Below are 11,292 nucleotides of genomic sequence, written 5' to 3' on the forward strand. Positions count from 1 at the left end.
CTGCGAAGCTAAAATTTTCAGGTAGCCTTTTGCCGACTTGTTACTGGGAGTAGAGGGTTTCAACATATCGTTGAATTGTAGCTGATGTGCGGGAAGCACAAGCTGCCTGTTATTTGGCTTGAATTTTGTTGCAGCGGAAGCTTTCAGGTGGCCTTTATTGCATAACGCTATCTGGATTGTCCCAACAACAAAAAGGCTACCTGAAAATTTCAGGTAGCCTTTTATTCAGCTGAATGCCAATCTTACTTGGCGGCTTGATCTACGCGTTCGCGCAATTCCTTGCCGGCCTTGAAGTGCGGCACGTATTTCTCGGGCACGTTCACTTTTTCGCCGGTTTTCGGATTGCGGCCAATGCGTGCCGGACGATGGTTCAGGTCGAAACTGCCGAACCCGCGAATCTCGATACGCTGACCACGAGCCAGCGCACGGGTCATGGCATCCACCAAAACCTTCACGCTTTGCTCCACATCCTTAACAGCCAGGCGGGAATGCCCTTGAGCCAGGTACTTCTCGGCCAGATGGGCCATCAACTCTGATTTGGTCATTTTGCGCTATCCTTATTCGTTTTCGCCGCCCAGCTTGGCCTTGAGCAAATCGCCCAGGCTGGTGGTGCCGGCATGGCTGGCCGCTGCGTTCACGGTGTTGAGCGCTTCGCGGTTTTCTTTGGCCGTGCGGGCTTTTACCGACAGCTTGATATTGCGGTTTTTGCGGTCTACGGTAACGATGACGGCTTCCACTTCGTCGCCTTCTTTGAGCTTGGTGGTCAAGTCTTCCACGCGCTCGCTGTCGAACTCGGAAGCAGGCAGGTAGGCCACCACTTCGTCGGCCAGCTGCACTTCGGCACCTTTGGCTTCAACAGATTTCACGGTGCCTTTCACCAAGGCGCCTTTGTCGTTGATGCTGATGTAGCTGCCGAAGGGGTCGCCTTCGAGCTGTTTGATGCCCAAGCTGATGCGTTCTTTCTCTACATCGATAGACAATACAACGGCTTCCACATCTTCGCCTTTTTTGTATTTGCGTACGGCTTCTTCGCCGCTTTCGCTCCAGGAGAGGTCGGAGAGGTGTACCAGGCCGTCGATGTTGCCGGGCAGGCCCACGAAAATACCGAAATCGGTGATGGATTTAACCGCGCCGGTGAGTTTGTCGCCTTTGTTGAAGTTGGCGGCAAATTCTTCCCACGGATTGGCCTGGCATTGTTTCATGCCCAGGCTGATGCGGCGGCGGTCTTCGTCGATGTCCAGAATCATCACTTCTACTTCGTCGCCCAGCTGAACCACTTTGCTCGGGTGAACGTTTTTGTTGGTCCAGTCCATTTCGGAAACGTGTACCAAGCCTTCGATGCCCTGTTCGATTTCAACGAATGCACCGTAGTCGGTCAGGTTGGTTACCTTGCCGAACAGGCGGGTGCGGGCGGGGTAACGGCGAGCGAGGCCGCTCCAGGGGTCTTCGCCAAGCTGTTTCATACCCAAAGATACGCGGCTGCGGTCTTGGTCGAATTTCAATACTTTGGCTTCTACTTCCTGGCCCACTTCCAGCACTTCGCTGGGGTGCTTCACGCGGCGCCATGCCAAATCGGTGATGTGCAACAGGCCGTCGATGCCACCCAAGTCTACGAATGCGCCGTAGTCGGTGATGTTCTTCACGATACCTTTCACCACGGTGCCTTCCTGCAGGGTTTCCAGCAGAGCCTGGCGCTCTTCGCCCAGGGTTTCTTCCAGCACGGCGCGACGGGATACCACTACGTTGTTGCGTTTGCGATCCAGTTTGATCACTTTGAATTCAACTTCTTTGCCTTCAAAGTGAGAAGTGTCTTTCACCGGGCGCACGTCTACCAGAGAGCCTGGCAGGAAAGCGCGGATGCTGTTGATCATCACGGTGAGGCCGCCTTTGACCTTGCCGTTGATCACGCCGGAGAGGATCTCGCCGCTTTCCATGGCTTCTTCCAAAGCCAGCCAATCGGCAGCGCGTTTGGCTTTTTCGCGGGAGAGTTTGGTTTCGCCGAAGCCGTTTTCTACGGATTCGATGGTTACGGTAACGAAATCGCCTACTTTAACTTCCAGTTCGCCCTGGGCGTTTTTGAATTCGTTCAAATCAATCAGGGATTCGGATTTCAGGCCGGCGTTCACGATAACGTGTTTGTCGGTAATCGCCACCACTTCGGCGGTAATCACCTCGCCCTGATTCATTTCTTGTACGGCTGAGTATTCTTCCAGTAACTGGGCAAAATTTTCCATAAGGTTTTGTCTTTTCCACGCACGGCCAAGGAGTGCGGAGGGTTGGAGTTGATAGAAGCCTGCCACCCTTGGCATGGCAGGCGTGAGTTAAATCAATTGTTTATACAACACAGTCGCGCCCAAGCGGAACGGATGTGCCGGAAACGCGGCATTATACAGTAACTTTATTTTTCCCGATACCAATCAAGCACTTTTTTTACCGATTCTTCAATCGTCAGCGCCGAAGTGTCGAGCAGATGGGCTTCAGGTAGCTTTTGCAGCGGCGCAACGGCGCGGTTGCGGTCGGCTTCGTCGCGTGCTTCGATATCGGCCAAAATGCGCTCGAAACCCGCGCCCGCAAGCGGTACGCCGATTTGTTTGGCACGGCGTTCGGCACGCACCTGCGGCGAAGCAGTGAGGAAAACCTTGAGCACGGCATCGGGGAATACCACCGAGCCCATATCGCGCCCGTCGGCCACCAGCCCCTGTTCGGTTAGAAACGCGCGCTGCCGCTGCAACAAAGCCGTGCGTACAGCAGGCAGCGCCGCCACCCGTGATGCCCCCATGCCGATTTCTTCGCTGCGGATGGCGGCGGAAACATCTTCCCCTTCCAACAGCACCGCGCCCTCGACAAACTCCACCGGCAAAGCCTGCGCCAGCGTGGCCACCTCGGTTTCGTTATCCCAAGCGGTTTGGCGGTTGTGCGCATAGAGCGCGGTGATGCGGTAGAGCGCGCCCGAATCCAGATAACGCCAGCCCAAGGCATCCGCCACCTGCTGCGCCACCGTGCCTTTGCCCGATGCGCTCGGCCCGTCGATTGCGATTACTTTTTGCGGCATAGCTGTCTCCGAAAAAAGATGCCATCTTACCCGAGATTGCCGATGAACGGGGGCAGGGATGGTGCGGATAGGGGAGGTGTGGGCAGGAAAGGCTACCTGAAAAATGGTGCGGCTAAATGGTAGGGAACGGGTTTTCAGGTAGCCTTTAAGATGGTTTTAGCAGGGTGCGGAACTTGTGCACATGAGTAGTATTTCTAATTGAGAGCGCCTCTACAGCATGTGCCTAGCCATGCAGATTCTGCTTTTTCCATTTGCGGATGCGCACTCGGAAGTTGGTAAACGGCGCAACCGTATTGATGTGCACCCATTTCCAGATCGGCCATTTTGCCTGGTTATTTGCCCATCTGCGCTGGTTGGGCTCAAATAACTCCTGTTCGGACAGCGTTTCCAGCCATGTGCAGATTTGGGCAGCCTGCTCACGCAGTTGGGTTTGTGCCTCTTGCAGCGAGAGGCTGCTGTATTGCCGGTAAAACTGCTGGTACAGCCCGCCCAAATCGTTCCATTTATAGCCTTCGGCGGGCGTATGAACGGTTTGGCCTGCCTGCTCGTCTCGCTCCCATTGCAACAGCAGGCCGGTCCAACCGAGCTGGTAGGCCAGATGTTCGGCCGGAGTTTTGCCGTCGGGCACGGCGCGGTGGTGTTTGTCGGCTTCGGCAATATCGGCAAATTCAGCGAGGTATTTGTCTAGCGCGGTGTGGATGGCCGTAATCAGTTCGGCGGCGTTGGCGTAGGTTTTCATGGAGCTGTCTTTGTGTTGATTTGCGTGCATGCAATTTGGGTTATCACTTAGCCAAACCATCATGCGCCCAAGTGGGTTGCAGATAAGGAAACAGGTTTTCAGGTAGCCTTTTAATCCGTTCCACCCAGCATCCCCAGCAATTCCTCCTCGCTCAACACCGCAATTCCCAGCGCTTGCGCCTTTTCCAGTTTGCTGCCTGCGGCTTCACCCGCCACCACGAAATCGGTTTTTTTGGACACGCTGCCGCTCACTTTGCCGCCGGCGGCTTCGATGAGGGCGGCGGCTTGGTCGCGTTTCAGGGTGGGCAGGGTGCCGGTCAGGACAAAGGTTTTGCCGGCGATGGGGCTGTTTTTGGGGTGCAGGCTGCCTGAAACGTCGCCTGTGCTGCTTTCAGGCAGCGCTTCGGTGAAGGCGGTGATTTCTTGCAGCAAGGCGGCGTGTGCAGGCTGCCTGCGCCAGTCTTGCCATTCTTGCGGCAGGGCTTGGTCGGTTTGCAGGGCGTGCAGGCTGCCGGCGAGTTGCCAGAGTTCGGCGGCGCGTTTTTCGCTGAGTTTGATGTCGGGCAGGCGTTGCAGCCATTGTTCGGGCGCGATGTGTGCGCGGGTTTGGGGCGACGGGGCGGCGGCTTGCGGGGCGACGTGTTGCAATAGGTCGTCCAGCATTTTTTGCTGTGCAGGCTGCCTGAAATAATGGGCGATGGCGTGGGCGACGACGCTGCCGATGTCGGGCAGGCAGGCGAGGATGGGTTCGGGGGCGCGGCGCACGGTGTCGAGGTTGCCGAACGCGGATGCCAGCTGTTTGGCGGTGCTTTCGCCGACGTGGCGGATGCCGAGGGCGAACAGGAAGCGGGCGAGCGGCGGGGTGCGGCTTTGGGCGATGCTGTCCAAGATGTTCTGTGCCCATTTGGTGGCGGCGGATTTGCTGTCTTTGATGGTTTGCAGTTGGGCGATATCCAGTTGGTAAATATCGGCAAAGCTGTGCAATACGTCGGCGGCGACGAGGGCTTCGATTTGCTTGTCGCCCAGCCCGGCGATGTCCATGGCTTTGCGGCTGGCGAAGTGGATAAGCCCTTGTGCGCGCTGGGCTTGGCAGAGCATGCCGCCGGTGCAGCGGGCAACGGCTTCGCCGGGTTCGCGTTCTACGGCGCTGCCGCACACGGGGCAGGTTTCAGGTAGCCTGAACGGCTCGTACGTCGCTTCCATTTGTTCGCCCAATAAATCAACAGGCTGCATCGGGCGGCGTTCCAGCAGCACGCGCACCACTTCGGGAATCACGTCGCCCGCGCGGCGTACAACCACGGTGTCGCCCACACGCACGTCTTTGCGCGCCACTTCGTCTTGGTTGTGCAGCGTGGCGTTGGTGACGGTAACGCCGCCCACGAACACGGGTGCAAGCCGCGCCACGGGGGTGATTGCGCCGGTGCGGCCGACCTGCACGTCAATCGCTTCCACGGTGGTGAGCGCTTCTTCGGCGGGGAATTTGTGCGCAATCGCCCAACGCGGCGCGCGCGACACGAAGCCGAGTTGCTGCTGTTCGGCCAACGAGTTCACTTTGACCACCATGCCGTCGATTTCATACGGCAGGCGGGGGCGGTGTTCGGCCAGCCGTTCGTATTCGCGCAACACGGCCGCCGCGCCGGTGTACGCGCCGAAATAGCCTTCGGGCAGGGAAAAGCCGAGTTCGTGCAGCAGCGCGAGTTCTTCGATATGGCTTTCAGGTAGCCTTTCCGCGCCTGAAAGTTGGGCGATGCCGTAGGCGAAAAAATGCAGTTTGCGCTGTGCGGTGATTTTGGAATCGAGCTGGCGCAGGCTGCCTGCGGCGGCGTTGCGCGGGTTGGCGAAAGGCTTTTGGCCGGCTTCGAGCTGGCGTTGGTTCAGCGCGGCAAAATCGGCTTTGAGCATCAGCACTTCGCCGCGCACTTCCAACAGTGCAGGCTGCTTTTCGCCGTGCAGTTTCAGCGGGATGTTGCGCACGGTTTTGATGTTTTCGGTTACGTTTTCGCCCGTGGTGCCGTCGCCGCGCGTGGCCGCCTGCATCAAAATCCCGTTTTGATACAACAGGCTGACCGCCAGCCCGTCAAACTTCGGCTCGGCGGCGTATTCCACCTGCGCCACGCCCAATTCCTTGCGCACGCGCTCGTCAAACGCCAAAAATTCGGCGTGGTCGAACGCGCCCGTTTCGTCGTCGCGCGGCGAAAACGCGTTGTTCAGCGACAACATCGGCACGGCGTGCACCACGGTTTCAAAGCCCGCCAACACTGCGCCGCCCACCCGCTGCGTGGGGCTTTCAGGCAGTTTGAACTGCGGATATTCGGCCTCCAAGGCTTCCAGCTCGCGGTAGAGCCGGTCGTATTCGGCATCGGGCACGCTGGGCGCGTCCAAAGTGTAGTATTCGTGAGCGTAGCGGTTGAGCGTTTGCACGAGGGTGCGGATGCGTTGTTGGGGGTTGGACATGGTGATGGGGCGGAAACAAAATAAAACGGCGCATATTATCACGTGCCCAAGGGGAAGAGGCTACCTGAAAGGAGGGAATAAAGGCTTTCAGGTAGCCTGTATAATACGCGGCATCTCTAAAAGAAGGAGCCCACCATGGCCGAACTGAATGACCATATCTACGAGCAAATCACCGCGCTGTGCGAACAAGGCGACGAGCTGGCCGATGCGGAGCGCTATGCCGAAGCCATCGAATGTTTTTGGCAGGCATGGGATTTGCTGCCCGAGCCGCAAACCGAATGGGAAGCTGCCACTTGGATACTGGCCGCCGTGGGCGACACCGAATTTTTGCGCGGCAGCCACGAAGCCGCCCGCGATGCCCTCAGCCACGCCATGCACTGCCCCGATGGCATCGGCAACCCCTTTTTGCATCTGCGGCTCGGCCAGGCGCAATTTGAATTAGGCAACTTTGAGCGTGCCGCCGACGAACTCATCCGCGCCTACGCGCTGGGCGAAGAGGAAATGTGGGCAGGCGAAGATCCGAAATACCTCGACTTCCTCGCCACCGTGTGCGAGGACATCGAAAATTACAGCCGCAAGCATTGAGCCGCGTTGTTTTGCCATTTAAGGCTACCTGAAGGTACAGCTTCAATGAAGTTATAGTGAATTAACAAAAACCAGTACAGCGTTGGCTCGCCTTGCCGTAACGTGTGTACTGTCTGCGGCTCGCCGCCTTGTCCTGATTTTTGTTAATCCACTATAAAACAAGGCTTCCGTAGGAAGCTGAGTTTCTGCGGAGCAGGCCGAGGCTGCAACGAAGAGAAGCAAGCCGAGTTGCTGCATAGTTAAGCTGTAAGCTATTGTTTCCACATGGCCAGCAATTTTCAGGTAGCCTCTTACCCTATGGATTGATAAACCACCCATGCCCCCACGTTCCCGCCCGCTCACCCCCGCCGAAACAAGGCTCGCCCGCAGCGTGTTTGGCAGCGGGCTGCGTTATGAACGAATCCGCCTGCACGGCGGCGCGTGGTGGCTGCCTACCCGCAATATTGCCATCGCCCCCTTCGGCCATGTTTACTTCCCCGCCAACCGCTTCTGCCCCGATTTCGCCAAGCGCCCCTTGATCGAACGCGCCTGGCTGGTGCACGAGCTGGCGCACGTTTGGCAGCATCAAAACGGCTTCCCCGTGTGGCTTGGCGGCAGTTTGCTGGCCCTGCGTTTGGGTTACCTGAAAAATCGTGCCTACCGCCTGCCCATGCTCGACACTGTGCCGCACTTAAACCGCCTCAATATGGAGCAGCAGGCCGAAATCTTTGCCCTGTATTACCGCGCCGCCATTTGCTGCGACCCGGCTGCCGCCCCTTATTTGCCCCAGTTGCAACGCTTATTGCAGCCGTTTTTTGCCAACCCGAAAAGCCGCGAACTGTGGCCGAAGTGGTTTTAAAAGCGGAGTGAGGCTATGTTTTAACTGCGCGGAAACTTGGCTTCCTGCGGAAGCCTCGTTTTAACTTCGTTGAAGCTGTGCTTTCAGGTAGCCTTTGGGGCGTATATAGAAGGTTAGCCGATTCTATCTGGCTTAGACTTTTTTCTTCTATCCATTAAAAATTTATTTATAAAGACGGGGTGGAGTGGAAAGAAGAGAAGGATGTATAGTCTTATAATTTTATTCAATAGCTTGAAAAATAATATTTTTCTTAAAATTAAATAAAATTGGTTCGGGCTGGTTTTGCTGCTTGTATTAATTTCATTCATGCAAAGCAGCAAATTTATCGCTTGCAACTTGCCTTGTCCTGCCGCAAACTCGCCTCCTGAGAAATTTTACTTATTTCCTAAACATTTTCTGTTTTGCAAACCATTGAAGGAGTTTTTATGAACACATTCCACCTCTCCGGCTATCCGCGCATCGGCGCGAAGCGCGAGCTGAAATTTGCCGTTGAAGCCTTTTGGAAAGGCGCGAAATCCGAAGCCGAATTGCAGCAGGTAGCGGCCGATATCCGCCGTGCCAACTGGGCCACCCAAAAAACCGCCGGTGCCGATTTGCTGCCGGTGGGCGATTTTTCGTTCTACGACCATGTGCTGGATTTGCTCTGCACCTTGGGCGGCATTCCCTCCCGTTTCGGCTTCGACGCAGCCAAGCTGACTTTGCCGGAATACTTCCAGCTGGCACGCGGCAACGCCACCCAGTTTGCGATGGAAATGACCAAATGGTTCGACACCAACTATCACTTCATCGTGCCCGAATGGTCGGCCGACACCGAATTTAAGGTAAACGCCAAAAACCTGATTGCCCAAATCAAAGAAGCCAAAGCGCAAGGCCACGACATCAAGCCCACGCTGGTGGGTCCGGTTACGCTGGCTTGGTTGGGCAAGAAAAAAGAAGACTTCGGCTGCCGTGTAACCAAACTGCTGCTGCCCAAACTGCTGCCTGCCTACGCACAACTCTTGCGCGAACTGGCTGCCGAAGGCGTGGATTGGATTCAGATCGACGAGCCGATTTTGGCGGCTGAAGCTTCACAAGTGTGGCTGGACGCATTCGCCCCTGTGTATCAGGAACTGGCCAACACCGGCGTGCGCATCGTAATCGGCACTTATTTCGCCTCTGTGGCCGAACACCTGAACCTGTTGAAATCCCTGCCCGTACACGGTGTGCACATCGACTGCATACGCGCACCGGAGCAGCTCTCTGTGTTTGCCGACGGCTGGCCGGACAACCGCGTGCTGTCTGTGGGCCTGATTGATGGCCGCAACGTGTGGCGTGCCAACCTGAACAAGGTAATCGACACGCTCGAGCCTGTGAAAGCCAAATTCGGCAACAATTTGTGGATTGCCCCCTCCTGCTCGCTGCTGCACAGCCCGCAAGACTTGGCCGTGGAAGAAAAACTGGATGGCGAAATCAAATCTTGGATGGCCTTTGCCGCACAGAAACTGGTGGAACTGGGCGTGGTGAAACAGGCTTTGGCACACGGCAAATCTGCCGTTCAGGCTGCCTTGGCCGAATCCGATGCCGCTGCCGCCGACCGCGCCACTAATAAGAAAATCCACAACGCAGCCGTACAAAAACGCGTGGCCGACCTGCCTAAAGGCGCCGACCAACGCAAATCGCCGTTTGCCCGGCGCATTCAGGCACAGCAGGAATGGATGAAGCTGCCCGTGCTGCCCACCACCACCATCGGCTCCTTCCCGCAAACCACCGAAATCCGCCAAGCGCGCGCCGCGTTCAAGAAAGGCGAGCTCTCCGCTGCCGACTACGATGCCGCGATGAAGAAGGAAATCGCCTACTGCGTTGAAATCCAAGAGAAATTGGAATTGGATGTGCCCGTACACGGCGAAGCCGAGCGTAACGACATGGTGGAATACTTCGGCGAACAGCTGGCCGGCTACTGCTTCAGCCAATTCGGCTGGGTGCAGAGCTACGGCAGCCGCTGCGTGAAACCGCCGATTATTTTCGGCGACGTGTCCCGCCCCAATCCGATGACCGTTTATTGGTCTACCTACGCGCAAAGCCTCACCAAACGCCCGATGAAAGGCATGCTCACCGGCCCGGTAACCATGTTCAAATGGTCGTTTGTGCGCGACGACGTACCGCTGAGCGTGGTAGCCAAACAAATCGCATTGGCGCTGAACGACGAAGTGCTGGATTTGGAAAAAGCCGGCATCAAGGTTATTCAGATCGACGAGCCCGCCATCCGCGAAGCCATGCCGCTGAAAAAAGCGCAGTGGGACGAATATCTGACCTGGGCCTGCGAAGCTTTCCGCCTCTCCAGCACCGGTGCGGAAGACAGCACCCAAATCCACACCCATATGTGCTATTCCGAGTTCAACGACATCCTGCCTGCCATCGCCAGCATGGATGCAGACGTGATTACCATTGAAACTTCACGTTCCGACATGGAATTGCTCACCGCGTTCGGCGACTTCAAATACCCGAACGACATCGGCCCCGGCGTGTACGACATCCACAGCCCGCGCGTGCCCACCGAAGCCGAAGTGGAGCGCTTGCTGCGCAAAGCGATGGAAGTGGTGCCGGTAGAGCGCCTGTGGGTCAACCCCGACTGCGGCCTGAAAACCCGCGGCTGGAAAGAAACCTTGGAACAGCTTGAAGTGATGATGGCGGTTACCAAGAAACTGCGTAAGGAATTGGCGGATAAAAACGTTACCCGCTAAACGCTGAGGCAGTTGGAATGAGCAAAGGCTACCTGAAACTTTCAGGTAGCCTTTTTGTTTGTGTGTGGGTTTCAGGTAGCCTTTAGCGCCGTTTGAATTTCGTCCAAGCTATGCTTTATAGTGGATTAACAAAAATCAGGACAAGGCGGCGAGCCGCAGACAGTACAGATAGTACGGCAAGGCGAGCCAACGCTGTACCGGTTTATGTTAATCCACTATAACTTTGCGGCAACTCGGCTTAGCCTTTAATCATCGGAGCTCATAGAGGCTACCTGAAAAATATCCGTACCTGCCCTTGGTTTTCGGAGTAGAATTTCCCCAACTATATCTTCCGACTGGCGGAATTGGTTCAATTATTTCCATCCAAGACAAATTTAGTGAAAAGGCTACCTGAAAAATAAAGACACCGATATTTTTCAGGTAGCCTAATCAATCGGAAAATCTCGTTATTGGGTTCTGACTTTTCTCAGTAATTTACGCACTTCTTCCAAAGCATACCAACCTTCATCTTCTTCTCCAGCCTTGTAGTGCTGATATGCCTGTTCGATCAGCTGCCTGCATTGCTCAAATACCGGTTTAGGGCCTTTTTCCTCTATTGCTATATCTAAGCCAAATCGTAGGCCTTCAAAACTTAAATCTAAAGTCCAACTCTCTCCAGAAATAGTGGAATCTCTAGGAAAGTTATCAGGAGCACACATTTGAACAAATGTAATATAATCTTTGAATCCATGTAGATCATCAAAAGGGAAAATGTTCATTTTCATCTCCTTGGAATAATACTATAAGAACCTCTGCCACCAAGTCCTGATGGTAATATAATTCACGGTATTTGCACCATTACTAAATTGTAGGAAATCGTCGAGTTGTTTACACTTTTCTACGGCGGACAGCTTTTGTTTTTGCTT

Annotated in this window: 9 protein-coding genes; 3 read left to right on the forward strand and 6 right to left on the reverse strand. The window is 55.5% G+C overall.

Features of this window, described 5'->3' with window-relative positions:
• Positions 1 to 242: 242 nt before the first annotated feature.
• From HMPREF2796_RS06000 to ligA, 5 genes are all read right to left on the reverse strand, one after another.
• Positions 243 to 545, reverse strand: a complete 303-nt coding sequence (locus HMPREF2796_RS06000) for an integration host factor subunit beta (RefSeq protein ID WP_003824966.1) — start codon at positions 543 to 545, stop codon at positions 243 to 245.
• Between the two features lie 12 nt (positions 546 to 557).
• The gene (gene rpsA, locus HMPREF2796_RS06005; RefSeq protein WP_023887868.1) at positions 558 to 2,234 is read right to left on the reverse strand and encodes a 30S ribosomal protein S1; all 1,677 of its coding nucleotides are present in this window, start codon (positions 2,232 to 2,234) and stop codon (positions 558 to 560) included.
• A gap of 164 nt (positions 2,235 to 2,398) precedes the next feature.
• The gene (gene cmk, locus HMPREF2796_RS06010; RefSeq protein WP_070631831.1) at positions 2,399 to 3,052 is read right to left on the reverse strand and encodes a (d)CMP kinase; all 654 of its coding nucleotides are present in this window, start codon (positions 3,050 to 3,052) and stop codon (positions 2,399 to 2,401) included.
• 223 nt (positions 3,053 to 3,275) lie between these two features.
• Positions 3,276 to 3,821 (reverse strand): ClbS/DfsB family four-helix bundle protein, encoded by a 546-nt coding sequence (locus tag HMPREF2796_RS06015; RefSeq protein WP_210385351.1) that lies wholly within the window; start codon positions 3,819 to 3,821, stop codon positions 3,276 to 3,278.
• An 80-nt stretch (positions 3,822 to 3,901) separates the two neighbouring features.
• Positions 3,902 to 6,244, reverse strand: coding sequence for an NAD-dependent DNA ligase LigA (ligA, locus tag HMPREF2796_RS06020; protein WP_070631837.1), 2,343 nt, complete (start codon positions 6,242 to 6,244; stop codon positions 3,902 to 3,904).
• A gap of 135 nt (positions 6,245 to 6,379) precedes the next feature.
• On the opposite strand from ligA, the gene HMPREF2796_RS06025 reads away from it, so the two are divergent.
• The 3 genes from HMPREF2796_RS06025 (at position 6,380) to metE (ending at position 10,387) form a co-directional block, all read left to right on the forward strand.
• Entirely contained in the window at positions 6,380 to 6,829 is a 450-nt protein-coding gene (locus HMPREF2796_RS06025; RefSeq protein WP_070631840.1) for a hypothetical protein, read from the forward strand.
• 316 nt (positions 6,830 to 7,145) lie between these two features.
• Positions 7,146 to 7,667 (forward strand): hypothetical protein, encoded by a 522-nt coding sequence (locus HMPREF2796_RS06030; protein ID WP_070631845.1) that lies wholly within the window; start codon positions 7,146 to 7,148, stop codon positions 7,665 to 7,667.
• 425 nt (positions 7,668 to 8,092) lie between these two features.
• Complete coding sequence (gene metE / locus HMPREF2796_RS06040) at positions 8,093 to 10,387, forward strand: 5-methyltetrahydropteroyltriglutamate--homocysteine S-methyltransferase (RefSeq protein WP_070631851.1); 2,295 nt, start codon at positions 8,093 to 8,095, stop codon at positions 10,385 to 10,387.
• Positions 10,388 to 10,833: 446 nt separating this feature from the next.
• Here the strand turns inward: metE and HMPREF2796_RS06045 are convergent, their stop codons facing one another.
• Positions 10,834 to 11,145, reverse strand: a complete 312-nt coding sequence (locus HMPREF2796_RS06045) for a hypothetical protein (protein ID WP_070631854.1) — start codon at positions 11,143 to 11,145, stop codon at positions 10,834 to 10,836.
• Positions 11,146 to 11,292 lie beyond the last annotated feature (147 nt).

Source organism: Eikenella sp. HMSC071B05 (assembly GCF_001811325.1).
Classification (GTDB): Bacteria; Pseudomonadota; Gammaproteobacteria; order Burkholderiales; family Neisseriaceae; genus Eikenella; species Eikenella corrodens.

Coding starts and splice junctions, on each gene's coding strand:
- HMPREF2796_RS06000 (WP_003824966.1), bottom strand. CDS start 545: ATGACCAAATCAGAGTTGATGGCCCATCTGGCCGAGAAGTACCTGGCT.
- rpsA (WP_023887868.1), bottom strand. CDS start 2,234: ATGGAAAATTTTGCCCAGTTACTGGAAGAATACTCAGCCGTACAAGAA.
- cmk (WP_070631831.1), bottom strand. CDS start 3,052: ATGCCGCAAAAAGTAATCGCAATCGACGGGCCGAGCGCATCGGGCAAA.
- HMPREF2796_RS06015 (WP_210385351.1), bottom strand. CDS start 3,821: ATGCACGCAAATCAACACAAAGACAGCTCCATGAAAACCTACGCCAAC.
- ligA (WP_070631837.1), bottom strand. CDS start 6,244: ATGTCCAACCCCCAACAACGCATCCGCACCCTCGTGCAAACGCTCAAC.
- HMPREF2796_RS06025 (WP_070631840.1), top strand. CDS start 6,380: ATGGCCGAACTGAATGACCATATCTACGAGCAAATCACCGCGCTGTGC.
- HMPREF2796_RS06030 (WP_070631845.1), top strand. CDS start 7,146: ATGCCCCCACGTTCCCGCCCGCTCACCCCCGCCGAAACAAGGCTCGCC.
- metE (WP_070631851.1), top strand. CDS start 8,093: ATGAACACATTCCACCTCTCCGGCTATCCGCGCATCGGCGCGAAGCGC.
- HMPREF2796_RS06045 (WP_070631854.1), bottom strand. CDS start 11,145: ATGAACATTTTCCCTTTTGATGATCTACATGGATTCAAAGATTATATT.